Raw genomic sequence first — 25224 nt, 5'->3', positions numbered from 1 at the left:
GCGTCCGTCGTTACCGCCCTGGTTGCCCGGCGTTGCCGAACCGGACGTCCCACCCTCGCGTGAGGTCACCAACAATCCACCGCTTTCGCCTACGTCGCTCCGCTGGAAACACCTGCTGCACCACTATTGCAGGTGCCGGCTCGGTGTGTCGTCGCCCCTGCACCGACCGGGAGACGACATCCGGAAACGACCGGATGGCACCCGTCCTCGGTGGTACGAGGGCCGCGGCAAACCTCGCCCTCACGACACCATGCGCACCACGTACGGTGTCATGCCGCCCCAGCGTACCGGCGAGATCTTCACGAACGATCCCGACTGCGGCGCCTCGAGCATCTGCCCGTCGCCGAGATACAGCGCGACGTGCTGGCTGGCGTTGGGCCCGTAGAAGATCATGTCGCCCCGTCTCATCTGCGACGACGGAACCTGGGTACCGGCCGTGTACTGGTAGCCGGTGTAGTGCGGGAGCGAGATGCCTATACCCGCGAACGCGTAGATCATCAGTCCCGAACAATCGAAGCCGACCTTGGCGTAGTCGCCGTGGACGTCGGCGACGCCACCGTCGCGGATACCGCGGGTCGGGCCGTTCTCGTTGCCACCACCCCACGCGTACGGGACGCCGATCTGGGACATCGCGCGGTCGATGACGATCTCCACCGCAGCGGGACCGGTGACGGACGGACGCGACGGGGTGCTCGGCGTCGAATTCGGTGTGGAGGGGCGGGAACCCGATCCCCCGGTACCCGATCCGGGAGTCTCCACGACGGGGTCGCCCGGATCCGGGTTGTCCCAGTCGATGCCACCGTCGCTGCCGCTGTCCTCGTCGTCGTCCTCGTCGGGGATCGTGCCGCTGTCGGTGTCATCGGGGACGGTTCCATCGTCGGTATCGTCCGGGACGGTTCCGCTGTCCGTGTCCTCGAGGACGTCGTCCAGGACGCTTCCACGGTCGCCGTAGTCCGGAACGGTGACGTCGTCGGTGTAATCCGGTGCAGCCGTGTCGGTGCCACTCGTATCGGTGCCACTCGTATCGGTGCCACTCGTAGCGGTGTCACTGCCCTCCGGCACTCCGGATTCGGTGGTGACCTCGCCCGGTGCGGCGACGTCGCTCTCGCGGGTCGACGGAGACTCCTCGATCAGCGTGTGGGGGCGACGGCCGTTGGCCAGTTCCGACGCACGTTCCCGGGCTGCGGCGTCGGCGGCGACACGCTCGGCTGCCTCGGCTGCCGCGACCCGTGCCGCCTCGGCGGCCGCCGCGGCAGCTGCTTCCTCGGCTGCGCGGCGACGCTCCCAGTCCTGGTACTGCGCGCGTTGCCCTTCCAGGCCCGCAACGTTCACGCGGGCCCGGTCGAGTTCGCTCTGCGCGTTCGCACGTTCCTGCTCGATGCGCGACTTCTCGGCAGCCTGCCGACCGAGTTCCGCTCGCGCGACGGCGATCGCGGCCTCGGCCTCGGCCCTGCGCTGCTCGGCGGCTTCCGCCGCCGCGTCGGCCTCGAGCTTGGCCGCGCGTGCCCGCGAATGGGAGTTGGCCTCCTGGGCCCGGGCGCGCTGGAGCGCATCGAGCACCGCGGTGCGCCCGGCGGACAGCAACCGCATGACCTGGGCGCGGTCGAGCAGATCGTCGGGACCGTCGACGTCGAGGAAGGCCGCGAGGGAGACCGAGTTGGCGCCACGGGTGTAGCTGTCCCGGACGAACGCGTCGAAATTCTTCTGGGCAGCGGCGATCCGGTCGGCGGCGTCGTCGAGTGCGCGGCGGGAATCCACGACCACCCGTTCGGCGAGATCCGCCGCGTCGCGCGCGCTCTGGAGATCGACGAGGGCGCGGTTGACGTCCTCGCGGCGGATGGCGACCTGCGCGTCGAGCTCGGCGAGCTGCTGATCCGCGTCGGCGATCCGGACGATCAGCTGCCCGACCCGGTCGATGTTGGCCGCGACGGCCGCACCTGCGCGGTCGATCTCGGCGTCCGAGGGGTTCGGCGGCGGGGGCGGTGCGGCGGACGCCGTCGTGGTCACGGTGAGGAGCACGGCTGTGACCAACCCCAAACCGGCGAGGAGCGTGCCGGTGCGCGTCCGCGGGGTGCGACCGGGCGTCGGACCGTCGGGTCGACGGCCTGCAGTGAGCGTCGTGGCGGTGCCGTCCGGCCCCGACCGTCGCGGAATCCCTCCGTGGATACCGAACCGTCTCACTTGCATCTCCCTCGGTCGCACCTGGTGGCCGAGACATCCGGCCGGACGACCCGAGGAAGGCAGGCAGCATCCGCTCGCCGTGGGTGCCCCACGGCTCACACGCTGCAGTCGTACACCGGCTGCGGACAGCGCCCCCACGAGCCGGGTTGTGACACACCTTCCCCAAGAGCGTCATGAGAACCGTACGACACCTCAGGGGTATGTCGCATGACAGTCACGAAGATCGGCCGGAAGAACTCCGAAAGAACACGGAGCGGACACCGAGGAACACCGTGAGGACAACGAACGATCTTCCCTGCCGGATTCCGTCACGATCGAGGCGCCGAAGGCTCGTATTCCCTCTCCGGGGTGACGGGAAAGAGACCTCAGAGGTCCTTGGGCGATGACGGTCCGTTACCTCCGGCAACGGTCGCGTCACCGTCCGCGCGGCGGCGTTTGGCGAGATAGGTCGCGCCCGCCGCGAGGGCGACCACCGCGACGATCAGCAACGTCATCAGCGTCCATGGCGGCGACGGCTCGAGCACCGAATCCACGAAGTTGCGCGTGGAGACCACCGGGTCACCGGTGTAGGTGCGATCCTGGGCAGCCTCGAGAGTGACCCTGTCGAGGTCCTCACTGAACGTCCCGACCCATCCGGGGCTGAGAACCAGCACCGTGCCACCGTCCTCGGCTCCGACCTCTGTCGCGAGGTCGCGCAGCTGCGAATCCATGCGCGGGTCCCGGTCGAGCACGACCACGCTGAGGTCGATCCCGTTCTCCTGCGCGCGCTGCACCTCGGCGACGAGGTCGTCGACGTATTGCGAGGGCGCCGCCACCTGGTCGTCGGCGAGATCGGCGAACACTTTTTCGACCGAGACCCCGGTAGGAAGATCCGTGAGCACAGGGCCCGGTATGCGAAGCAGTGGCGCAGACATCTCTCTCCGGTGGTGCAGGGTCGGAAGCCGGGTGATACGGCGATCCGGCCGCGCGGAGACGACACGAAAAGCCACACCCGTGCGGCAAGGGAGAACACTACGCGATCGCGCAACGGCGGCTCGAAGCACTCGTCGCGAGCAGGACCGATGCCGGCGGGACACTCAGTCGGAACGACGGACCCCGACTTCGATTCAATACAGGACAAGCGTACTGTTAGAATCGAGTGCGAGACGCCACGACTTCGGCATCCGGGCAACAGGCCGCGGGTGGACGTCGTGTGCCTCGCTTCAGCCGTCGACACAGCCCCGTCGGCGGCCAGCCGAAACGACGAGTGGAGCTGACGTGAGCACCAGTAGTGATTCGTTCGGCGCCAAGGGTTCGCTGCAGGTCGGAGACAACTCCTACGAGATCTTCCGCCTGTCGGCCGTCCCCGGCACCGAGAAACTTCCTTACTCTTTGAAGGTCCTGGCCGAGAACCTGCTGCGCACCGAGGACGGTGCCAACATCACGGCCGATCACATCCGGGCCATCGCCAACTGGGATCCCTCCGCCGACCCGAGCATCGAGATCCAGTTCACGCCCGCCCGCGTGATCATGCAGGACTTCACGGGTGTCCCCTGTGTCGTCGACCTCGCCACCATGCGTGAGGCAGTGACCACCCTGGGCGGCGACCCGAACAAGGTCAACCCCCTCTCCCCCGCCGACATGGTCATCGACCACTCGGTGATCCTCGACTACTTCGGTCGCGCCGACGCCCTCGAGCGCAACGTCGACCTCGAGTACGAGCGCAACGGCGAGCGCTACCAGTTCCTGCGCTGGGGCCAGGGCGCCTTCGACGACTTCCGCGTCGTGCCCCCGGGCATGGGCATCGTCCACCAGGTCAACATCGAGTACCTCGCCCCGACCGTCATGGTCCGCAACGGGCAGGCCTACCCCGACACCTGCGTCGGCACCGACTCGCACACGACGATGGTCAACGGCCTCGGCGTGCTCGGCTGGGGTGTCGGCGGCATCGAGGCCGAGGCCGCGATGCTCGGCCAGCCGGTCTCCATGCTCATCCCGCGCGTGGTCGGCTTCAAGCTCACCGGTGAGATCCAGCCCGGCGTGACCGCGACCGACGTCGTGCTCACCGTCACCGACATGCTGCGCAAGCACGGCGTCGTCGGCAAGTTCGTCGAGTTCTACGGCGCCGGCGTGGCCGAGGTCCCCCTCGCCAACCGCGCGACCCTCGGCAACATGAGCCCCGAGTTCGGTTCGACCGCAGCGATCTTCCCGATCGACGGCGAGACCATCAACTACCTGCGCCTGACCGGCCGCAGCGACGAGCAGCTCGCTCTCGTCGAGGCGTACGCCAAGGAGCAGGGCCTGTGGCACGATCCGAGCCGCGAGCCCGAGTTCTCCGAGTACCTCGAGCTCGACCTGTCGACGGTCGTCCCGTCGATCGCCGGCCCGAAGCGCCCGCAGGACCGCATCCTGCTGTCCGAGTCGAAGGTCGCCTTCCGCAAGGACATTCACAACTACGTGGAGGAGAACCTCCCGGCCGAGCACACCAAGCTCGACGAGGCCGTCGAGGAGACCTTCCCGGCGTCCGACCCGGCCGTGCTGTCCTTCGCGGACGACGGTGCCGTCGACGTCCACTCGGCCGCCAACGGCGCCCACGGACGTCCGTCGAAGCCGGTCAAGGTCGTCTCCGAGGAGCGCGGCGAGTTCGTCCTCGACCACGGCGCCGTCGTGGTCGCGGGCATCACCTCCTGCACCAACACCTCCAACCCGTCGGTCATGCTCGGCGCCGCGCTGCTCGCCCGCAACGCCGTCGAGAAGGGCCTGTCCACCAAGCCGTGGGTCAAGACCAACATGGCTCCGGGTTCGCAGGTCGTCAACGACTACTACGAGAAGGCCGGCCTGTGGCCGTACCTCGAGAAGCTCGGCTTCTACCTCGGTGGCTTCGGTTGCACCACGTGCATCGGTAACACCGGCCCGCTGCCCGAGGAGATCTCGAAGGCCGTCAACGACAACGACCTCTCGGTCACCGCGGTGCTCTCCGGCAACCGCAACTTCGAGGGTCGTATCTCCCCCGACGTGAAGATGAACTACCTGGCCTCGCCGCCGCTGGTCATCGCGTACGCGCTCGCGGGCACGATGGACTTCGACTTCGAGACCGACGCGCTGGGCAAGGACAAGGACGGCAACGACGTCTTCCTGAAGGACATCTGGCCTTCCGCCCAGGAGATCGACGACACCATCAAGTCGGCGATCAACCAGGACATGTTCCGCAAGTCCTACGCCGACGTCTTCAAGGGCGACGAGCGCTGGCAGAACCTCGAGACCCCCGAGGGCGACACCTTCGCGTGGGACGAGGAGTCGACGTACGTCCGTAAGGCTCCGTACTTCGAGGGCATGACGATGGAGCCGGACGCGGTCAGCGACATCAAGGGCGCTCGCGTCCTCGCGCTGCTCGGCGATTCGGTCACAACCGACCACATCAGCCCGGCCGGTCCGATCAAGCCGGGTACCCCGGCCGCGCAGTACCTCGACGCCCACGGTGTCGAGCGCAAGGACTACAACTCGCTCGGTTCGCGTCGTGGCAACCACGAGGTCATGGTCCGCGGCACCTTCGCGAACATCCGTCTGCAGAACCAACTGCTCGACGGTGTCTCCGGTGGCTACACCCGCGACTTCACCCAGGACGGTGCTCCGCAGGCGTTCATCTACGACGCCTCGCAGAACTACCAGAAGGCCGGCATCCCGCTGGTCGTCCTCGGTGGCAAGGAGTACGGTTCCGGCTCCTCGCGCGACTGGGCCGCCAAGGGCACCCGCCTGCTCGGCGTCAAGGCCGTCATCACCGAGTCCTTCGAGCGCATCCACCGCTCGAACCTCATCGGCATGGGTGTCATCCCGCTGCAGTTCCCGGCGGGCGAGTCGGCCGCGTCGCTGGGCCTGACCGGCACCGAGGTCTTCGACATCGAGGGCATCGAGAAGCTCAACGAGGGCGTCACGCCGAAGACCGTCAAGGTCACGGCGACCAAGGACAACGGCGAGAAGGTCACCTTCGACGCTGTCGTCCGCATCGACACCCCCGGTGAGGCCGACTACTACCGCAACGGCGGCATCCTGCAGTACGTGCTGCGGAACATGATCCGCGGCTGAGAGCAGTGCTCGTGACCCGATCGGTCACATCCGTGTGAAGCGGCGGGCCCGGGACGAGACTCGTCTCGGGCCCGCCGTCTCCATCGAGCCGAAAGGAAGTGGCGCGTGCCCAAGGTCAGTGAGGACCATCTCGCCGCGCGGCGCAGGCAGATCCTCGACGGTGCCCGTCGCTGCTTCGCCGAATACGGTTACGACGGCGCGACCGTGCGACTGCTCGAAGACGCCACGGGTCTGTCTCGTGGCGCGATCTTCCACCATTTCAAGGACAAGGACGGACTGTTCCTCGCCCTCGCCCAGGAGGATGCGAGACGGATGGCCGACGTCGCGGCCAACGAGGGTCTCGTGCAGGTCATGCGCGACATGCTGTCCTCCCCCGACCAGTTCGACTGGCTCGGGACGAGGCTCGAGATCACGCGCCGTCTCCGCACCGACCCCGAGTTCGCGAAGGCGTGGATGCAACATTCGGCCGAACTCACCGAGGCCACCGTCGGACGCCTCGAACGGCAGCGGGAAGCGGGCCGGCTGCGCGACGACGTGCCGACCGAAGTCGTCCTGGGTTATCTCGACCTCGTGCTCGACGGGCTCGTCGCCCGCCTCGCTTCAGGGCACACCGAACAGGACCTCGTCGCGGTTCTCGACCTCGTCGAGGAATCCGTGCGCCGGCGCGACTGACGCGCCGGATCCGTTCCTCACGCCTTCTCGTCGCTCGCTGCCGCCCGACGACGATTCGGGCCGCCGCGGCCCCGCAGCCGCACCTGCGACTCCACGAGAACGTTGTGCACGAAACCGTAGGATCGACCGGTTTCCTGCGCGAGCCTCCGAATGCTCGCGCCCTCCTCGTAGCGGCGCTTCAGATCCTCCTGCAAGCGGTCCCGCGATTCCCCTGTAACTCGGGCTCCCTTCGCGTAGGTCGTCTCTCCACCACCGGAATTTCGCGCCATCGGATCCTCCCTGCGCCCTCGCCAAAGGTCCCTTTCCCAGGCTAGAGGACTGTCAGGTTGCGCGGACGCAGATCGGACCAGCGGGAGCGGATCAGGGGGCGGATCCGACCGGGAGCCCGATCAGGCGAGCTGGATGAGCTCGAGGTATTCCTGCGACCAGTGGTCCTCGGTTCCGTCGGGAAGCAGGATCACCCGTTCCGGGTCGAGGGCCTCGGCCGCACCCGGATCGTGGGTGACCAGCACGACGGCACCCTCGTAGCTCCGCAGCGCGTCGAGCACCTGCTCGCGCGAGATGGGATCGAGGTTGTTGGTCGGCTCGTCGAGGAGCAGCACGTTCGCTGCGGACGAGACGAGGCCCGCCAGGGCGAGTCGTGTCTTCTCACCGCCGGAGAGTGTTCCGGCCGGCTGCTCGAGCTGCGGACCGGTGAACATGAACGCGCCGAGCAGTCCGCGCAGGTCCTGTTCACCGGCGTCCGGAGCGGCGTGCCGGATGTTCTCCCACACCGTCGCCGAGTCGTCGATGGTGTCGTGCTCCTGCGCGAAGTAGCCGATCTTCAGACCGTGACCGGGCACGAGTTCGCCGAGATCCGGCTGCTCGACACCGGCGAGCAGTCGCAGCAGCGTCGTCTTGCCGGCACCGTTGAGGCCGAGGACGACGACGCGGCTGCCCCGGTCGATCGCGAGGTCGACGCCGGTGAAGATCTCCAGGGAGCCGTAGACCTTGGTCAGTTCCTTGGCCATCAGCGGGGTCTTTCCGCAGGCGGCCGGCGTGGGGAACCGGATCTTGGCCACCTTGTCGGCGACGCGTACGTCGTCGAGGTCGGAGAGCAGCTTCTCGGCGCGCTTGGCCATGTTCTGGGCGGCCGTGGCCTTGGTGGCCTTCGCGCCGAGCTTCGCGGCCTGCTTCTGCAGGGCGGACGCCTTCTTCTCGGCGTTCGCGCGCTCGCGCCGGCGCCGCGCCTCGTCGGTGGCGCGTGCGTCGAGGTACTTCTTCCAGCCCATGTTGTAGACGTCGGCCTCGCCGCGCACCGCGTCGAGGAACCACACCTTGTTCACCACATCGGCGAGCAGGTCGACGTCGTGGCTGATAACGATGAGCCCACCGTCGTGGTTCTGCAGGAAACCGCGCAGCCAGGTGATCGAGTCCGCGTCGAGGTGGTTGGTCGGCTCGTCGAGCAGCAGCGTGGTATCGGACTTCCCGCCGGAGCCGTCCGAGGCGGCGAACAAGATGCGGGCGAGTTCGACACGACGGCGCTGACCACCCGACAGCGTGTGCAGCGGCTGGCCGAGGACCCGGTCGGGCAGGCCGAGGCTGTGGCAGATACTCGCAGCCTCGGATTCGGCGACGTATCCGCCGAGCGTCGCGAAACGCTCTTCGAGCGAACCGTACTTGCGCACGGCGCGGTCGCGGATCTTCTCGTCGACAGCCTCCGCCATGAGCGCCTGCTGCTTCTCCATGCTGCGCATGATCTCGTCGAGACCTCGCGCCGAGAGCACCCGGTCCTTGGCGAGGACGTCGAGATTGCCCTCCTTGGGATCCTGCGGCAGGTAACCGATGTCGCCGGAACGGATCACGGTGCCGGCGTAGGGTTCGCCTTCACCCGCGAGGATCCGCAGGGTCGTGGTCTTGCCGGCACCGTTGCGTCCCACGAGGCCGATACGGTCCCCGGCCTGCACCCGCAACCCCGATCCGGGGGCGGAGAGCAGTGTCCGCACGCCGGCGCGGACTTCGAGGTCGGTAGCGGTGATCACGCACGGGCTCCTAGAACGAAAGACGATGGATGAGTGCCATGGTGGCAAACAGCCGGGCACACGAACCACTCATTTTACCGTGACGGCCCCTCTCCCCCACGGTGAGATTCGCTACCCTCGCCACGCACGGCCGGGTCCTCCCCTCGCGCGACCTAGGCTGACGCCCGTGACCCACCTTCCCCCCACCGACCTCGTCGTGGCCGGACTCGGTCCCGCGGGCCGTGCGCTGGCGTTCCGAGCGGCCGCAGCCGGACTGTCGGTGACGGCCGTCGATGTGCGCCCGCAGCGCCGATGGACCGCGACCTACGCGGCGTGGGCCGACGAACTACCCGCCTGGCTGCCCGACGAGGTGGTGGCAGCGCACATCGACAGGCCCGCAGCGTGGACGACCGGGCCCCACGTCGTCGATCGCGCCTACCGGGTGCTGGACACGGCGGGACTGCAGGACTTCCTCGCCCTCGACGCCGTCACGGTGGTCACGGGTCGGGTGCGCGACGTCGATGCGGACGGCGTGGTCCTCGGGGACGGCCGCCGGGTGCCTGCCCGCTACGTCGTCGATGCCCGCGGGGTTCCCGCCGAACCGGAACGCGCCCAGCAGACGGCGTTCGGGCTGATCGTCGACGATGCGACCGCGGCTCCGGCACTCGACGGCCACGACGCCTGGTTCATGGACTGGCGCCGCGACAACGGCACGGGCCCCGACGACGTGCCGTCCTTCCTGTATGCGGTGCCGGTCGGTGACGGACGCACGATCCTCGAGGAGACCTGCCTCGTCGGCCGTCCGGCACTCGGTCTCGGCGAACTCGAGCGGCGCCTGCACATCCGCCTCGCAGCTCGAGGAGTGCGCACGACCGGCGACGAGCAGGTCGAACGGGTTCGCTTCGCCGTCGAGGGTGCACCGACAGCCCCCGGGGTGATCGGTTTCGGCGCTCGCGGTGGTCTGATGCATCCGGCCACGGGATACGCGGTGGCTACCGCCCTGTCCACCGCTGATGCGGTGGTCGATGCGATACGCCGCGGCGACGATCCGCAGCGCGTCCTGTGGCCGGTCCGCGCCCGCTCGGTGGCGACGCTGCGGCAGATGGGGCTGCGGGTCCTGCTGCGACTCGACGCACGCGGAGCGATCGAGTTCTTCGACGCGTTCTTCGACCTTCCGGTCGAGCAGCAACGCGCCTACCTGTCCGGTCGCGACGATGCGACCGGCGTGGCGGCCACGATGTGGCGGCTGTTCCGGGTGCTGCCGATGGGTGCGCGCGCGACGATTCTGCGTTCGCTCCGCTGATCCGCCGGGCGCGGCGGTGTGGCGAACGTCGCGGCGAACCGGCCGGTGAGTTTCGCAGCTTTCCAGCGTGGCCCCGAGGTGTCGATCATGATGGACACATGCGGTCGATCTGGAAAGGCTCACTCGCGTTCGGCCTCGTCAACGTGCCGGTGAAGGTGTACTCGGCCACCGAGTCGCACGACATCTCCTTCCACCAGGTGCACGCGAAGGACGGCGGGCGGATCAAGTATCAGCGCGTGTGCACCGAGTGCGGTGAGGTCGTCCCGTACCAGGACATCGACAAGGCGTACGACTCCGAGGACGGCGAGCGGGTCGTGCTCACCGACGAGGATTTCGAGAAACTCCCCGCGGCCGAGAAGCACGAGATCCCGGTGCTGCAGTTCGTGCCCACCGAGCAGATCGACCCGATCCTGTTCGAGAAGTCGTACTATCTCGAACCCGATTCGTCGTCGCCGAAGGCCTACGGCCTGCTCGCCGCGACCCTCGAGCAGAGCGACCGGACGGCGCTGGTGCACTTCACGCTTCGTCAGCGCACCCGCCTGGCGGCGCTGCGCACCCGTGACGGACTGCTCATCCTGCAGACCCTGTTGTGGCCCGACGAGGTCCGCGCAGCCGAGTTCGAGTCGCTCGACGACATCGAGAAGCCGAAACAACGCGAACTCGCGATGGCAGAGACCCTCGTCGAGTCGATGTCCGACGATTTCGATCCCACCGAATTCACCGACGAATACCAAGTGGAACTGCGCACACTGATCGACGAGGCCCTCGCTCGTGGCGGCGAGAAGGTCTTCCAGGTCGCCGAACCCGACACCGGCGAAGAGGACGCCGAGGTGCTCGACCTCGTCGCGGCCCTGCAGCGCAGCGTCGACGCGGCGGGCAAGAAGGTCCCGTCCGGTTCGTCCTCCGGCGGGAAGAAGTCCTCGAAGGACGACGACGAGGACGAAGGCGAGGACGAGGGCGCGAAGAAGAAGGCCCCCGCGAAGAAGACCGCGTCCAAGAGCACGGCGAAGAAGAGTCCCGCGAAGAAGACCGCGGCGAAGAAGACCACGTCCAAGAGTTCGGCGTCGAAGAGCACGGCGAAGAAGAGTCCTGCGAAGAAGACGGCCGCCAAGAAGACCTCCGGCGAACGCAAAGGCGCCTGACCTCCGACGAGAAGTCGAAGATCAGGCGCCGAGGATCGGAGCCGGAGAAGGCCGGATCAGACGGTGAATCCGAGTGCGCGCAGCTGTTCGCGTCCGTCGTCGGTGATCTTGTCGGGACCCCACGGCGGCATCCACACCCAGTTGATGCGCAGCTCGTCGCACAGACCGCTGCGCACGAGTGCGCCCTTGGCCTGCTCCTCGATGACGTCGGTGAGGGGGCACGCCGCCGAGGTGAGCGTCATGTCCACGGTCACGGTCTCGTCGACCTCGGAGATCCCGTAGACGAGACCGAGATCGACGACGTTGATGCCGAGCTCGGGGTCGACGACGTCGCGCAGCGCTTCCTCGAGTTCGTCGAGGCGGCCCGGATCCAGCGGCGGGGCCGTGGCCGCGACCAGCGTCGAGGTCTCGTCCGCGCCGGCGTCGGCCGTCGGATTCTCGTCGGTGTTCACGGTGCCCGGTGCGGGTTCGGTCATCAGTTCTGTCCTCCGCTCGAAAGGGTGTGCGCGCCGCCCGCCAGGTCGGCGGGGGCGGCGTCCACGGTCTGCGCGACCGCGTCCTTGAAGGCCATCCAGCCCAGCAACGCGCACTTCACGCGCGCCGGGTACTTCGCGACGCCGGCGAACGCGATGCCGTCGCCGATCAGGTCCTCGTCGCCCTCGACGGTGCCGCGACTGCCGACCATCTCGACGAAGCCCTCGACGATCTTCAGTGCATCGCCGAGCGGAACGCCGATCACCTGGTCGGTGAGCACGGACGTCGACGCCTGGCTGATCGAGCAGCCCTGCCCGTCGTAGGAGACGTCGGCGACGGTGTCGCCGTCGATGTGCACGCGCAGGGTCACCTCGTCGCCGCAAGTGGGGTTGACGTGATGCACTTCGGCGCCGAACGGTTCGCGCAGTCCGCGATTGTGCGGGTGCTTGTAGTGGTCCAGGATCACTTCCTGGTACATCTGCTCCATCCGCATCGGATCACGCCTCCCCGAAGAACTTCTGGGCGCGCCGGATCGCCGCGCCGAGTGCCTGCACCTCATCCGGCGTGTTGTACACGGCGAACGATGCGCGGGCGGTCGCGGCCACCCCGAAGCGGCGGTGCAGCGGCCAGGCGCAGTGGTGTCCGACCCGGATCTCGACGCCCTCGTCGTCGAGGATCTGGCCGAGATCGTGAGCATGGATTCCGTCCACGACGAACGACACCGCCCCGCCGCGCTGTTCGCCGGTCGTGGGTCCGATGATGCGCACGCCGTCGATGCCGCCCAGCTCGGCGAGTGCCGCAGCAGTCAGCTCGTGTTCGTGTGCGGCGACGGCGTCCATGCCGATGTCCTGCAGGTAGCGCACGGCGGCACCGAGGCCGACGGCCTGCGAGACCATGGGCGATCCGGCCTCGAATCGCTGCGGCGGTGCGGCGAAGGTCGTCGCCTCCATCGTCACCGTCTCGATCATCGAGCCACCGGTGATGAACGGCGGCACGTCGGCGAGCAGGTCGCGGCGACCGTAGAGGACGCCGACGCCGGACGGACCGAACATCTTGTGTCCGGAGAACGCCGCGAAATCCACACCGAGGGCACGGAAGTCGACGGCCATGTGCGGCACCGACTGGCACGCGTCGAGCACGACGATCGCGCCGACCTCCTTCGCGCGCCGCACGATCTCCTCGACGGGGGCGACCGCACCGGTCACGTTCGACTGGTGCGTGAACGCCACGACCTTCACGGCGTCGGTCAGCGTCAGCGAATCGAGATCGATGCGACCGTCGTCGGTGACCCCGTACCAGCGCAGGGTGGCACCCGTCCGCCGCGCGAGTTCCTGCCACGGAACGAGATTCGCGTGGTGCTCGAGCTCGGTGACGACGATCTCGTCACCGGGGCCGAGCCGGTGCGGGAACCGGTCGTCGGCGAAGGCGTACGCGACGAGGTTGAGCGACTCGGTGGCGTTCTTGGTGAACACCACCTCGTCGACGTCGACCCCGACGAAGGACGCGATGACGGCGCGGGCGTCCTCGTACGAGTCGGTCGCCTCCTCCGACAACGCGTGCGCACCGCGGTGCACGGCCGCGTTCCGCGTCGCGAGGAACTCACGCTCGGCGTCGAGCACCTGTACCGGGCGCTGGGAGGTGGCCCCCGAGTCGAGGTAGACCAGGGGTTTGCCGTCGCGCACCGTGCGCGCGAGGATCGGGAAATCGGCCCTGATCCGGGCGATGTCCAAGGTCCGCACCGGCACCGTCATCCGATCACGCTCCTTGCGTTGCTGCCTGGGTGAAACGAACGTAGCCGTTGGTCTCGAGCTCGTCGGCGAGCTCCGGGCCACCGGACTCGACGACACGGCCACCCACGAAGACGTGCACGAACTGCGGCTTGATGTAGCGCAGGATGCGGGTGTAGTGGGTGATGAGCAGGACGCCGCCGTTCTCGTTCTCCTGGTAGCGGTTCACGCCTTCGGAGACGACGCGCAGCGCGTCCACGTCGAGGCCGGAGTCGGTCTCGTCGAGGATGGCGATCTTCGGCTTGAGCAGACCGAGCTGCAGGATCTCGTGGCGCTTCTTCTCGCCACCGGAGAAGCCCTCGTTGACGCTGCGCTCGCCGAAGGCCGGATCGATGTCCAGCTCGGACATCGCCTGCTTGACCTCCTTGACCCAGTGGCGCAGCTTGGGGGCCTCGCCGCGCACGGCGGTCGCGGCGGTGCGGAGGAAGTTCGACATCGACACGCCGGGCACCTCGACCGGGTACTGCATGGCGAGGAACAGGCCGGCGCGGGCGCGCTCGTCGACGCTCATCTCGAGCACGTCCTCACCGTTGAGGGTGATGCTGCCCGAGGTGATCTCGTACTTGGGGTGGCCGGCGATCGCGTACGACAGGGTGGACTTGCCGGAGCCGTTGGGGCCCATGATGGCGTGCGTCTCACCCGAGCGGACCGTGAGGTTCACGCCCTTGAGGATGTCGATCGGCTCGGCGTTCTCGTCGGTCTGTGCGACGCGGACGTGCAGGTCCTTGATCTCGAGGACGTTCGAAGGTGTGGACATCGAAATGCGTTTCCTTAGTGAGGTATCGGGAGTACGGGGAGGCAGGGCCGGTCAGGCGCCGACGGCGGCGAGTTCCGCCTCGATGGCGGCCTCGAGCCGGTCGCGGACCTCGGTGACCGTGATGCGCTCGAGCAGTTCGTGGAAGAAGCCGCGGACGACGAGGCGACGCGCTTCCTCCTCGGGGATGCCGCGAGCACGCAGGTAGAACAGCTGCTCGTCGTCGAAGCGGCCGGTCGCCGACGCGTGTCCGGCACCGACGATCTCACCGGTCTCGATCTCGAGGTTCGGCACCGAGTCGGCGCGTGCACCGTCGGTGAGCACCAGGTTGCGGTTGAGCTCGAAGGTGTCGGTGCCCTCGGCCTCGGCGCGGATGAGCACGTCGCCGATCCACACGGTGTGCGCGTCGGGCTTGCCGGAGGCCGGATCGCCCTGCAGCGCACCCTTGTACACGACGTTCGACTTGCAGTTCGGCTGCGAGTGGTCGACGAGCAGGCGCTGCTCGAAGTGCTGACCGGCGTCGGCGAAGTACAGGCCGAGCAGTTCGGCGTCGCCGCCGGGGCCGTCGTACTTGGTGGTCGCCGAGACGCGCACGAGATCGCCGCCGAGCGCCACGGTGAAGTGGCGCAGCACGGCGTCGCGGCCGAGTCGGGCGTGGTGCGCGGCGACGTGCACGGCGTCGTCGGCCCAGTCCTGCACCGCGACGACCTTCAACTGTGCGCTGTCGCCGAGCACGAACTCGATGTTCTCGGCGTAGGTGCCGCTGCCACGCTGGTCGATGACGAGCGTGAGGTTGGCGAACGCCTCGAGCCGGATCTGCACGTGCCCGTAGGCGACGGCGCCCTCACCCGGTCCCGTGATCGTCACGGTGACGGGTTCGGCGACCTCGACCTCGCGGCCGACGGTCAGGACGGTCGCGGTCTCGAACGACGAGTACGCCTGAGCTGCGATCCGGTCGAACGGCACACCGGCCTGCCCGAGTCGCGCGTCGTCGCGCGCCACGGTCTCGACCTGCACGCCGTCGACCGGGGTGACCTCGACGGTCGCGGTGCCGGTCGCGGGAGCGGTGCCGTCGTGCAGACCGCGCAGGCGACGCAGCGGGGTGAACCGCCACACCTCGTCGCGACCCGACGGAATCTCGAAGGCATTCACGTCGAACGACGTGAAGACCTCACCCTTGTTGATTGCCGGCTTGCCGGCGGTGTTGACGGCCGGCACCCGGTTCTCGGCACGCACGGCATCCTGCACGCCCGTCGCGGTAGCCGGCGTGTTCTTCGCTTCCGCAGTCATTTAGCCGACTGCCCCTTCCATCTGCAGTTCGATCAGGCGGTTCAGTTCGAGGGCGTACTCCATCGGCAGTTCCTTGGCGATGGGCTCGACGAATCCACGCACCACCATCGCCATGGCCTCGTCCTCGTCGAGTCCGCGGCTCATGAGGTAGAACAGCTGGTCGTCGCTCACCTTCGAGACGGTCGCCTCGTGACCCATCGTGACGTCGTCCTCACGGATGTCGACGTACGGGTAGGTGTCGGAACGGCTGATCTGGTCGACGAGCAGCGCGTCGCACTTGACCGTCGACTTCGAGCCGTGAGCGCCCTTGTTGACCTGCACGAGGCCGCGGTAGGAGGCACGTCCACCGCCACGCGCCACCGACTTCGACACGATGGTCGAGGAGGTGTGCGGAGCCAGGTGCAGCATCTTCGCGCCGGTGTCCTGGTGCTGGCCCTCGCCGGCGAAGGCGACGGAGAGCACCTCACCGCGAGCGTGCTCGCCCATCATCCACACGGCCGGGTACTTCATCGTCACCTTGGAACCGATGTTGCCGTCGATCCATTCCATCGAGCCGCCGGCCTCGACCTTGGTGCGCTTGGTCACCAGGTTGTAGACGTTGTTCGACCAGTTCTGGATGGTCGTGTAGCGGCAGTGGCCGCCCTTCTTGACGATGATCTCGACGACCGCGGAGTGCAGCGAATCGGACTTGTAGATCGGCGCGGTGCAGCCCTCGACGTAGTGCACCGAGGCGCCCTCGTCGACGATGATCAGGGTCCGCTCGAACTGGCCCATGTTCTCCGTGTTGATGCGGAAGTAGGCCTGCAGCGGGATGTCGACGTGCACACCCGGCGGGACGTAGATGAACGAGCCACCCGACCACACCGCGGTGTTCAGAGCGGAGAACTTGTTGTCGCCGGCCGGGATGACCGTGCCGAAGTACTCCTTGAACAGCTCGGGGTGCTCACGCAGACCCGAGTCGGTGTCGAGGAAGATCACGCCCTGGCTCTCGAGGTCCTCGCGGATCTGGTGGTAGACCACCTCGGATTCGTACTGGGCGGCGACACCGGCGATGAGGCGCTGCTTCTCGGCCTCCGGGATGCCCAGCTTGTCGTAGGTGTTCTTGATGTCCTCGGGGAGCTCGTCCCAGCTCGCGGCCTGCTTCTCCGTCGAGCGCACGAAGTACTTGATGTTGTCGAAGTCGATCCCGTCGAGGTTCGAGCCCCACACCGGCATCGGCTTCTTGTCGAAGGTGCGCAGCGCCTTGAGGCGGATGTCGAGCATCCACTCGGGCTCGTTCTTCTTGGCGGAGATGTCCCGCACGACCTCTTCGGACAGGCCGCGCTGCGCCGTGGCGCCGGCGGTGTCGGGGTCCGCCCAGCCGTATTCGTAGTGGCCGAGAGAATCGATCGTCTCTTCCTGCGTCAGCGGCGCGGTGCCGGACGTCTGATCCGATGCGACGGTCATGCGAGCTCCTTCCGGAGTCTGGTGGGCGTCGGCGCGGGCTGTGCGTCGACGGTCGACGGGTGGGTGGATGTCTTCCTGGTGTGCCCTGGTTCGCGGAGCACTCGCGGTGGGATCGTCACGTGGGCGGCTCCGGACGGGGCACATCCGCTCTGGGGAGAACGGGCACGTGTGTCGTGCAGAAGGCGTCGCCGTTCGCGATCGTCGCGAGGCGTTGCACGTGGGTTCCGAGGATCCGCACGAAGGCCTCCTGTTCCGCCTCGCACAGTTCGGGGAACTGCTCCGCGACGTGCGAGACCGGGCAGTGGTGCTGGCAGATCTGCACGCCGGTGCCGACGCGGCGGGTCGAGGCGGCGAAACCGGAGGCGGTGAACGCCCCGGCGATCTCCTCGGCGACACTCTCGACGTCGTCGACGTTCTCGTCGGCGGGTGCGACGGTGCCGAGGATCGAGTCCACGCGGCGTCGCGCGAAGTCCTCCACGGCGGCGTCGCCGCCGAGTTCGCGGAGGTGCCGCATGGCGGCGGTGGCAAGATCGTCGTAGGAATGTCCGAGGCGGGCGCGTCCGACGGCGGTGAGCTGGAAGCGGCGGGCGGGACGGCCACGACCGCGTCCCTGCCTGCGCGGCGGCGCGGCGGCCTGCGCCTCGCCGGACTCGATGAGGGCGTCGAGATGGCGTCGCACGCCCGCGGCGCTGAGCCCCAGACGCTCGCCGATCTCCGGCGCGGTGATGGGACCTTCTTCGAGCAGCAGCTGCACGACGGCGGCGCGGGTCTGACCCTCCGGGATCTCGCGACCTGCCGAGGCAGGATTCTTGCGGGTGTCCTCGCCGCGCGACGCCGTCGCGGCAGGTGCGTGACCTGCGCGTTCTGCGGTGTCGGTGGTGTCGGACGGGTATTTCACAACACCAGTGTGACGGAATTCGGAAGCACGGTCCACCAAGGGTGCCCTTTGTTACACCTCATGACGGAGCCGTCGGAGACCACCCTCGCCGTCCCGTTACGCTTCTGACGTGCCGTCGACTCCTCCCCTGTCCGCCCCGCGCACGACGTCTCCGTCGCCGGGCCGATCCGGGGTCCGCGAACGGCTGCACGTGTGGATCCGACGCGCCCTGGGCCTCGACGCCCCGGGCCCACACGCCGATGTCTCGGTCGTGCTGCACGGCGACGAGACCGAAGGTCGCGGACTCGATGCGATCGAGAACATCTATCTCCACCGCATCCGATTGCTCGGCGCCACCGGTGCCGTCCTCATGGCCGTCGGAGCGCTCGGCGCCGGCGCCCAGCCGGTCCTGCAGAACCCCGTGCAGGGCGTCCGCGCCCTCGGGTTGGCGGCACGCATGCCGAGCGCCGCCCTCACGACGACCATGATCGGCACGGCGCTGGTGATCCTCGCCTGGTTGCTGCTCGGCCGGTTCGCGATCGGCCGGGGCGCACCGGACGGTCCCGTGCGCCGACTGTCCCGGTCGCAGCTCGACCGCACCTTGCTGCTGTGGATCCTTCCGCTGGTCGTCGCGCCGCCGATGTTCAGCAAGGACGTCTACTCGTATCTCGCGCAGAGCGAGATCGCGGCGCGCGGGCTCGATCCCTACGCCATCGGTCCGGCCGGCGCGCTGGGGGTCGACCACGTCCTGACCCGGACTGTGCCGAACATCTGGCGCGACACCTCGGCCCCCTACGGCCCGGCCTTCCTGTGGATCGGCGAGAAGATCACCTACCTCACGGGCGAGAACATCGTGGCCGGCATCTTCGTCCACCGCCTGCTCGCGCTCGTGGGTGTAGCCCTGATCGTGTGGGCGCTGCCGCGGCTCGCCCGCCGGTGCGGCGTCGCGTCGGTGAGCGCATTGTGGCTCGGTGCCGCGAACCCGCTGTTGCTCTTCCACCTGGTTGCCGGCATCCACAACGAGGCCCTGATGCTCGGGCTCATGCTCGCCGGAGTCGAACTCGCGCTGCGGGCCGTCCACCCGGACGACGAGGCAGCCTCGCGCCTGCGTCTCGCGGGATGGCTCGCGGCCGGCACCGCGCTGATCGCCCTGTCGTCGATGATCAAGGTGCCCTCGCTGCTCGCGCTCGGATTCGTCGGCATGGCCCTTGCCCGCAAGTGGGGTGGCGGCTTCCGCGCCGTGATCGCCGCCGCCGCGATCCTCGGGATCGGGACCTGCGTCGTCATCGGCGCTGTGAGCTGGGGCAGCGGCTTGGGCTTCGGCTGGACGAAGACCCTGGGCACCGCCACGGAGGTCCGCAGCTGGATGTCGATCCCGACCCTGCTCGGCATGGGTACCGGCCTCGGGGGCGTGCTGCTCGGTCTCGGCGACCACACGACGGCCGTACTGTCCATCACACGCCCCATCGCAGCGCTGGTGGCCGCCTTCGTCACGGTGCGCATGCTGCTCGCGGTGCTCATGGGACGGATCCATCCGGTCGGTGCGCTGGGAGTGTCGCTGGGTGCGATCGTGCTGCTCTTCCCGGTCGTGCAACCGTGGTATCTGCTGTGGGCGGTGATCCCGCTCGCGGCCTGGGCGACCCGCCCGGTCTTCCGGATCCCCACCATCGCGTTCTCGTCGGTCGTCGGCATGATCCTCATGCCCAACGGCAGCGAATACCAACCGTTCATCATCGTCCAGGCGTCGATCGCGACCATCGTCGTGGTCGGGCTGATCATCGTCGCCACACGCTCCCGGCTGCCGTGGCGGCTGCAGGAGCGCACACCACCGCGTCCGACGGAAACCGCGGACGCCTAGGCTGGAACCCTGTGACCCCGAGTTCTCCCGCCGGTGCGGTACCGGCCGTGCGCCTGGACGGCGTCGTCAAGACCTACGGGGGCGTCACCGCCGTGAACGGTCTCGATCTGACCGTCGAACGTGCCCAGGTGCTCGCCCTCCTCGGCCCGAACGGCGCCGGTAAGACCACCACCGTGGAAATGTGCGAGGGGTTCGTCACTCCCGACGCGGGCACGGTCCGCGTCCTGGGTCTCGATCCTGTCGCCGATTCCGACGCCCTCCGCCCCCGGATCGGCGTGATGCTGCAAGGTGGCGGCGCATATCCGGGTTCGCGGGCCGGCGAGATGCTCGACCTGGTGGCGGCGTACTCGGCCGATCCCCTCGACCCCGACTGGCTGCTCCAGCGCCTCGGACTCACCGATGCCCGCCGCACCCCCTACCGCCGGCTGTCGGGCGGACAACAGCAACGCCTCGCGCTCGCGTGCGCGCTGGTCGGACGCCCCGAACTGGTGTTCCTCGACGAACCGACGGCGGGTCTCGACGCGCAGGCCCGGCTCCTCGTGTGGGAACTGATCGACGCGCTGCGCCGCGACGGCGTGAGCGTGCTGCTCACCACCCACCTCATGGACGAGGCCGAAGAGCTCGCCGACGAGATCGTCATCATCGATCACGGCCGGGTGGTCGCCGCGGGAACGCCGGACGAGGTCACCCGTGACGGCGCCGAGGGCCAGTTGTGGCTGACCGCGCCTGCGGGTCTCGACCTGAGCGCCCTGCAGTCCGCTCTGGCCGGCACCCACCGGGTCCGGGAGGACAATCCCGGGCGGTATCTCGTCGAGGGCACGATCGAACCGTCCGTCGTCGCGGCGGCGGCCACCTGGTGCGCGAACCTGGGCGCACTGGCAACCGAGATCCGGGTGGATCAACGCAGCCTCGAGGACGTCTTCCTCGAGTTGACCGGTCGGGAGTTGAGAGGGTGAGCGTGACCCACGATCGTCTGGCGAACAACCGGTTCGCGGAGGGGACCTTCACCCCGCGACCGCAGCCGAACTCGCCGTCGAAGATGCTCGCGGCGCAGACCGCCATGGAACTCAAGCTGCTGCTACGCAACGGCGAGCAGCTCCTGTTGACCATGTTCATCCCGATCACGCTGCTGATCGGCCTGTCGCTGCTGCCCATCGGCGATCTCGGCGACTCGCGGGTCGACAGCGTGCTGCCTGCGGTGATGATGGTGGCCGTGATGTCGACGGCGTTCACCGGTCAGGCGATCGCCGTGGGCTTCGACCGCCGCTACGGCGCCCTCAAGCGGATCGGCGCGACCGCGCTGCCCAAGTGGGGGATCATCGCGGGCAAGAGCGCAGCGGTGGGCATCGTCGTCGTGCTGCAGGCCGTGCTGCTCGGCGCCATCGGACTGGCCCTGGGCTGGCGCCCCTCCCCCGTCGACCTGCTCATCGGGGCGGTCGTCATCGCCCTGGGCACGGTGATGTTCGCGACACTGGGGCTGCTGCTCGGCGGAACCCTGCGCGCCGAGATCGTGCTCGCCCTCGCGAACATCGTGTGGTTCGTGCTGCTGGGCATCGGCAGCATCGTGGTGCTCGGCGACGTGATCCCCGAAGCGGTGGTCCACCTGCTGCGGATCGTGCCGTCGGGGGCGCTGACGCTCGCGCTCGAGAACGCCACCTCGGGTGTGTTCGACTGGCTGTCGATCGTCTCGCTGCTCGTCTGGACGGTGATCGGCGGCACCGCCGCGGCGCGCTGGTTCCGCTTCACCTGACTCGTGGGCGGCCCGATCGGGCACGACCCAACTACAGCGTGTAGTGGTTCACGCCGTACCATCGAACCGTGTTGTATCGCGGCTACCTGAGCCTTGTCGACCGTCTCCCCCTGCCGTCGCTGCGGACGCAGAAGATCATCGCGTTCCTCACGATCGTCACCCAGGGCGGCATCGCCGTGACCGGCTCGGTCGTCCGCGTCACCGCCTCCGGACTGGGTTGCCCGACCTGGCCGCAGTGCTTCCCCGGGTCGCTGGTTCCGGTGGGTGTGTCGAGCGGGGTGAACACCCTGCATCAGGTGGTCGAGTTCGGCAATCGGCTGCTGACCTTCGTGGTCGTGGCCGTCGCAGCCGCGATCGTCCTGGCCGTCACCCGCGCGCGGCGCCGCAAGGAGGTCATCGCCTGGGCATGGTTGATGCCTGCGGGCACCGTGCTGCAGGCGATCATCGGCGGCATCACCGTCCTGGCCGGTCTGGCCTGGTGGACGGTCGCGATCCACCTGCTCGCATCGATGCTCATGGTGTGGCTGGCGACGGTGCTCTACGCGAAGGTGAGCGAGCCGGACGACGGGACGGTGGTGCAGGTTCTGCCCCAGCCGCTGCGCTGGCTCACCGCGTTGTCGGGTGTCGCGCTCGCCGGGGTCCTCGTGCTCGGCACGATGGTCACCGGCGCCGGCCCGCACGCCGGAGACAAGAGCATCGACAGGCCCGTTCCGCGCCTCGCACTCGACATCACCAATCTCGTCCACCTGCACGCCGAAGCGCTCGTCGGCTACCTCGCGCTGCTGATCGGCCTCACCTTCGCCGTCTACGCGGTCCGCGCACCGCGAGCCGTCACGCTGCGACTGAAGGTCGTCCTCGCCCTGGTGGTCGCACAGGCCGGCATCGGCCTCGTCCAGTTCTGGACGGACGTGCCAGCCGTACTGGTCGTCTTCCACGTCGCCGGCGCCGGACTGTGCACGGCGGCGACCGCGGCGGTGTGGGCGGCCGGACGGACGCGCACGACCGCTCCGGATCGCGAACCCGTTCCGGCCTGATCGTTCGACGACGCGGCCCCTTCCCGGGTTTCCGGAAAGGGGCCGCGTGTCGTCGTACGGGGATCGGGCCTGTCAGCGCTCGTTGCGGGCCTTCGGGAACTTCGTCTGGCGTGCCACCCAGCCGGCCATCTTCGCCCAATGACCCTTCTGCGGGTTGGCGATGCTGGTGACCTCGCGGTCCCACTCGGAGACGGTGACGTCGGGGATCTCCTCGACGATGACGCGCGCCGTCGGGAGGTCCTTCGCGACGCGGTCGCCGAGGGTGCCGTCGGCGGCGACCACGGTGATCCGGACGCCGGACAGACCGATCGGCTGCAGCACGGCCTTCCCGGAACCTCCGTGCTCGGCGACGAAGCTGCGGATGGACGAGACGATGTCGGCCGGTGCGGCCACGACCTGTGTTTCGACGCTCATGTCTGCAGAATACTGTGAGCGCTATGCACGCAATCGAAGTGGCACAGCACGGAGGCCCCGACGTCCTCGTCCCCGTCGAACGACCCGACCCCTCGCCCGGACCGGGTGAGCTGCTGGTCCGCACGGACGCGATCGGCGTCAACTTCATCGACACCTACTTCCGCACCGGCCTCTACGGCACGGAGCTGCCGTACATCCCGGGCTCGGAGGGCACGGGCACGGTCGTCGCCGTCGGCGAAGGTGTGCGGGACACGGCGGTCGGCGACCGGGTGTCGTGGTGCGAGGCACCCGGCTCGTATGCCGAACTGGTCCGCGTCCGCGAGCAGGTCGCCGTGCCGGTCCCGGACTCGGTGCCGGCCGAGCAGGCCGCCTCGGTCCTCCTGCAGGGCATGACGGCGCACTACCTGCTGAACTCCGTCCACCCGGCACAGCCCGGCGAGACGGTGCTCGTCCACGCCGGTGCCGGTGGGGTGGGGCTGATCCTGACGCAGCTCGCCGTCGCGAAGGGCGTGCGGGTGATCACCACGGTGTCCTCCGACGAGAAGGAGGCCCTGTCGCGCGAGGCCGGTGCCGCGGAGGTGCTGCGCTACGGCGACGACCTCGCCGGGAAGGTGCGCGAGCTCACCGACGGTGAGGGGGTGGCCGCGGCCTACGACGGTGTCGGTGCCGCGACCTTCGAGGCGTCGCTGGCGTCCGTCCGCGTGCGCGGCACGGTCGCGCTGTTCGGTGCCGCGAGCGGACCCGTCCCGCCCTTCGACCTGCAGCGGCTGAACCCGGCGGGTTCGCTGTTCGTCACGCGGCCGACCCTCGTGCACTACACCCGCGACCGCGAGGAACTGCTGTGGCGGGCGGGCGACGTGCTCGCGGCGCTGGCCGACGGGTCGCTGAAGCTCCGCGTCGGAGCGAGCTATCCCCTCGCCGAGGCCGCCCGCGCCCACGCAGATCTCGAAGGACGCCGGACCACCGGATCGATCGTCCTGATCCCGTGATCTCCCGACCCGACACGACGAACGCCCCGGCCGATCGGCCGGGGCGTTCGTCGTCGAGCGTGGGTCAGAAGTACGAGCCGATCGTGGGCAGTGCGAGCACGGAGTCGATCGCCAGGCCCAGGCACACCACCGCGAGGTAGTTGTTGGACTGCAGGAACAGCTTGAGCGGCTTGACCGACGCCCCACCGCGCACGCTGTTGAACAGCTGGTGCGCGACGATCAGGAACCAGGCGCCCGCGAGCAGCGCGACGGCCGCGTAGATCACACCGGCGGCCGGGACGATCACCAGCGTCGCGATCACGGTCGCCCAGGTGTAGAGCACGATCTGCTTCGTGACGTGCTGCTCGGTGGCGATGACCGGCAGCATCGGCACGCCGGCGGCCTTGTAGTCCTCCTTGTAGCGCATCGCGAGCGCCCAGGTGTGCGGCGGCGTCCAGAAGAAGATGACCAGGAACAACACGATGGGTTCCCAGCTCAGCGAACCCGTCACGGCGGCCCAGCCGACCATCACGGGCATACATCCGGCGGCCCCGCCCCAGACCACGTTCTGCCAGGTCCGGCGTTTGAGCACCATCGTGTACACGAGTACGTAGAACGCGATCGTCGCCACGACCAGCAGTCCGGCCAACAGGTTGGCGCGCCACCACAACCACGCGAAGGACGCGATCCCGAGGATCATGCCGAAGACGAAGGCGTTGCGTGTCGGCACCGTCTGCCGGGCGAGAGGACGCAACGCGGTGCGTTTCATCACCTTGTCGATATCGGCGTCGACGACGCAGTTGAGCGAGTTGGCGCTCGCCGCACCCATCCAGCCGCCGAACAGGGTGCTCAGGATGAGCACGATGTCGACGTTGCCGCGGTCGGCGAACAGCATCGCGGGAATGGTCGCGACCAGCAGGAGTTCGATCACCCGCGGCTTGGTCAACGCGATGTAGGCGAGGACGGTGCCGGAGATCCGGCCCCACGCGGTGTCGGGGCGCGGGGCGCTCGGCGCTTCGGGGACGCCGAAGCCGTGTCCTCCCGGCCGTCGCCCTGCCCGCACACTGTCTCCTTGTCCCACGCGGATCCGCACCTTCGTTTCGCCCGTTCACGGTCGCCCGGTTCCGGACGCTCCTCTACTACGAACGATGGTAGACCGGACCGTTGCCCGGACCGAATCGACCCGTTCGGAGCAGCGCACTAGTCTGAAGT

22 protein-coding genes are annotated in these 25224 nt (G+C 68.6%); 9 read left to right on the top strand and 13 right to left on the bottom strand.

Annotated elements, in window-relative coordinates:
* Positions 1–240: 240 nt before the first annotated feature.
* A complete protein-coding gene (locus B9C99_RS15915) occupies positions 241–2187 on the bottom strand; it encodes an NlpC/P60 family protein (RefSeq protein WP_253250092.1) in 1947 nt (648 codons plus the stop codon).
* A 359-nt stretch (positions 2188–2546) separates the two neighbouring features.
* The gene (locus B9C99_RS15910) at positions 2547–3062 is read right to left on the bottom strand and encodes a DUF6676 family protein (RefSeq protein WP_367301600.1); all 516 of its coding nucleotides are present in this window, start codon (positions 3060–3062) and stop codon (positions 2547–2549) included.
* 376 nt (positions 3063–3438) lie between these two features.
* Between B9C99_RS15910 and acnA the strand changes: the two genes are divergently transcribed.
* Both acnA and B9C99_RS15900 read left to right on the top strand, forming a co-directional pair.
* Positions 3439–6243, top strand: a complete 2805-nt coding sequence (gene acnA / locus B9C99_RS15905) for an aconitate hydratase AcnA (protein ID WP_088898529.1) — start codon at positions 3439–3441, stop codon at positions 6241–6243.
* 105 nt (positions 6244–6348) lie between these two features.
* On the top strand, positions 6349–6915 hold the full coding sequence (locus tag B9C99_RS15900; RefSeq protein ID WP_016691734.1) for a TetR/AcrR family transcriptional regulator: 567 nt from the start codon (positions 6349–6351) through the stop codon (positions 6913–6915).
* 17 nt (positions 6916–6932) lie between these two features.
* Here the strand turns inward: B9C99_RS15900 and B9C99_RS15895 are convergent, their stop codons facing one another.
* Together B9C99_RS15895 and B9C99_RS15890 are read right to left on the bottom strand one after the other, a co-directional pair.
* The gene (locus B9C99_RS15895; protein ID WP_026061044.1) at positions 6933–7184 is read right to left on the bottom strand and encodes a helix-turn-helix domain-containing protein; all 252 of its coding nucleotides are present in this window, start codon (positions 7182–7184) and stop codon (positions 6933–6935) included.
* Positions 7185–7304: 120 nt separating this feature from the next.
* Positions 7305–8936, bottom strand: coding sequence for an ABC-F family ATP-binding cassette domain-containing protein (locus B9C99_RS15890; RefSeq protein ID WP_088898528.1), 1632 nt, complete (start codon positions 8934–8936; stop codon positions 7305–7307).
* Between the two features lie 166 nt (positions 8937–9102).
* On the opposite strand from B9C99_RS15890, the gene B9C99_RS15885 reads away from it, so the two are divergent.
* Both B9C99_RS15885 and B9C99_RS15880 read left to right on the top strand, forming a co-directional pair.
* Entirely contained in the window at positions 9103–10218 is a 1116-nt protein-coding gene (locus B9C99_RS15885; protein ID WP_088898527.1) for a lycopene cyclase family protein, read from the top strand.
* Between the two features lie 98 nt (positions 10219–10316).
* Positions 10317–11360: a Ku protein gene (locus B9C99_RS15880; RefSeq protein ID WP_088898526.1), complete on the top strand. Its 1044-nt coding sequence runs from the start codon at positions 10317–10319 to the stop codon at positions 11358–11360.
* A gap of 56 nt (positions 11361–11416) precedes the next feature.
* On the opposite strand, the gene B9C99_RS15875 is transcribed toward B9C99_RS15880, so the two are convergent.
* The 7 genes from B9C99_RS15875 to B9C99_RS15845 all read right to left on the bottom strand — a co-directional run bounded on the left by B9C99_RS15875 (position 11417) and on the right by B9C99_RS15845 (position 18045).
* Positions 11417–11836, bottom strand: a complete 420-nt coding sequence (locus B9C99_RS15875; RefSeq protein WP_016691730.1) for a metal-sulfur cluster assembly factor — start codon at positions 11834–11836, stop codon at positions 11417–11419.
* Positions 11836–12327, bottom strand: a complete 492-nt coding sequence (gene sufU / locus B9C99_RS15870) for a Fe-S cluster assembly sulfur transfer protein SufU (RefSeq protein ID WP_026061042.1) — start codon at positions 12325–12327, stop codon at positions 11836–11838. The genes B9C99_RS15875 and sufU overlap by 1 nt, the downstream gene beginning before the upstream one ends.
* 4 nt (positions 12328–12331) lie before the next feature.
* A complete protein-coding gene (locus B9C99_RS15865) occupies positions 12332–13585 on the bottom strand; it encodes a cysteine desulfurase (RefSeq protein ID WP_088898525.1) in 1254 nt (417 codons plus the stop codon).
* A 4-nt stretch (positions 13586–13589) separates the two neighbouring features.
* Positions 13590–14378, bottom strand: a complete 789-nt coding sequence (gene sufC, locus B9C99_RS15860) for a Fe-S cluster assembly ATPase SufC (protein WP_016691727.1) — start codon at positions 14376–14378, stop codon at positions 13590–13592.
* Positions 14379–14429: 51 nt separating this feature from the next.
* Positions 14430–15665 carry a Fe-S cluster assembly protein SufD gene (gene sufD / locus B9C99_RS15855; protein ID WP_016691726.1) on the bottom strand — a complete coding sequence of 412 codons (1236 nt, stop codon included), beginning with the start codon at positions 15663–15665 and terminating at the stop codon, positions 14430–14432.
* Complete coding sequence (gene sufB, locus B9C99_RS15850; protein ID WP_006551501.1) at positions 15666–17111, bottom strand: Fe-S cluster assembly protein SufB; 1446 nt, start codon at positions 17109–17111, stop codon at positions 15666–15668.
* Positions 17112–17226: 115 nt separating this feature from the next.
* Positions 17227–18045, bottom strand: coding sequence for a metalloregulator ArsR/SmtB family transcription factor (locus B9C99_RS15845; RefSeq protein WP_088898570.1), 819 nt, complete (start codon positions 18043–18045; stop codon positions 17227–17229).
* 154 nt (positions 18046–18199) lie between these two features.
* Between B9C99_RS15845 and mptB the strand changes: the two genes are divergently transcribed.
* From mptB to B9C99_RS15825, 4 genes are all read left to right on the top strand, one after another.
* The gene (gene mptB / locus B9C99_RS15840; RefSeq protein WP_088898524.1) at positions 18200–19846 is read left to right on the top strand and encodes a polyprenol phosphomannose-dependent alpha 1,6 mannosyltransferase MptB; all 1647 of its coding nucleotides are present in this window, start codon (positions 18200–18202) and stop codon (positions 19844–19846) included.
* 11 nt (positions 19847–19857) lie between these two features.
* Entirely contained in the window at positions 19858–20802 is a 945-nt protein-coding gene (locus tag B9C99_RS15835; protein ID WP_016691723.1) for an ABC transporter ATP-binding protein, read from the top strand.
* On the top strand, positions 20799–21596 hold the full coding sequence (locus B9C99_RS15830) for an ABC transporter permease (RefSeq protein WP_016691722.1): 798 nt from the start codon (positions 20799–20801) through the stop codon (positions 21594–21596). Before B9C99_RS15835 ends, B9C99_RS15830 begins: the two co-directional genes overlap by 4 nt.
* Positions 21597–21664: 68 nt before the next feature.
* Entirely contained in the window at positions 21665–22630 is a 966-nt protein-coding gene (locus tag B9C99_RS15825; RefSeq protein ID WP_088898523.1) for a heme A synthase, read from the top strand.
* Between the two features lie 72 nt (positions 22631–22702).
* On the opposite strand, the gene B9C99_RS15820 is transcribed toward B9C99_RS15825, so the two are convergent.
* Complete coding sequence (locus tag B9C99_RS15820; protein WP_088898522.1) at positions 22703–23044, bottom strand: hypothetical protein; 342 nt, start codon at positions 23042–23044, stop codon at positions 22703–22705.
* A 23-nt stretch (positions 23045–23067) separates the two neighbouring features.
* On the opposite strand from B9C99_RS15820, the gene B9C99_RS15815 reads away from it, so the two are divergent.
* Positions 23068–24033 carry a quinone oxidoreductase gene (locus tag B9C99_RS15815; protein ID WP_088898521.1) on the top strand — a complete coding sequence of 322 codons (966 nt, stop codon included), beginning with the start codon at positions 23068–23070 and terminating at the stop codon, positions 24031–24033.
* 64 nt (positions 24034–24097) lie between these two features.
* Here B9C99_RS15815 and B9C99_RS15810 read toward each other — a convergent pair whose 3' ends face one another.
* On the bottom strand, positions 24098–25075 hold the full coding sequence (locus B9C99_RS15810) for a heme o synthase (protein ID WP_088898520.1): 978 nt from the start codon (positions 25073–25075) through the stop codon (positions 24098–24100).
* Between the last annotated feature and the right edge of the window lie 149 nt (positions 25076–25224).

Source organism: Rhodococcus sp. BUPNP1, from assembly GCF_002215235.1.
Taxonomy (GTDB): Bacteria; Actinomycetota; Actinomycetes; order Mycobacteriales; family Mycobacteriaceae; genus Rhodococcus.
Note: the sequence above shows the minus strand (reverse complement) of the source record. Positions and strands in the feature narration are given on the sequence as shown.